Below are 458 nucleotides of genomic sequence, written 5' to 3' on the forward strand. Positions count from 1 at the left end.
TCTTGCCTTTTGCTCGCAGTCGCTCGGCCATTGCCCGGATCGCTGAATTGTAAGTCAGGGAGGTAACCGCCGGCAGGTAAAGTCCGCCGCGCAGTAATGCAGACCCCATCCGCGATATACGCACATGTCCTTTGTGCTTGCCCGACTCCTGCAGCCTTGGATTCAAACCGGCAAATGCGGTAACGGCTCGACTATCATCGAAGCGTTGTATATCACCCAGCTCCGCCAGCAGTAGCGCAGCTGTTCTGTCGGCAATGCCATCGATACTCTTGAGCAGGTCGCGCTTCCCTCGCAAGTCATCATTGTCATCGAAGTGCTTTTTGATCGCCTCGAGTGTGTCAGCAATCTGCTGACGAATATGCCCCAGTACCGACTGGATCGACGCGGCTACCTTGGCATCGCTCGTCACGTCCAGACGATTCTGTTCCATCTGCTCCAGTTCCTGCAGATCCTTGAGG

At 55.7% G+C, this 458-nt stretch carries 1 protein-coding gene; it reads right to left on the reverse strand.

Annotated elements, in window-relative coordinates; genetic code table 11:
* Positions 1-430, reverse strand: a 430-nt coding sequence (locus tag DNK06_RS25060) for a transposase (RefSeq protein WP_131182674.1), incomplete at its 3' end; no start/stop codon positions are given.
* Between the last annotated feature and the right edge of the window lie 28 nt (positions 431-458).

This window comes from Phytopseudomonas daroniae (assembly GCF_004327285.1).
GTDB lineage: Bacteria > Pseudomonadota > Gammaproteobacteria > Pseudomonadales > Pseudomonadaceae > Aquipseudomonas > Aquipseudomonas daroniae.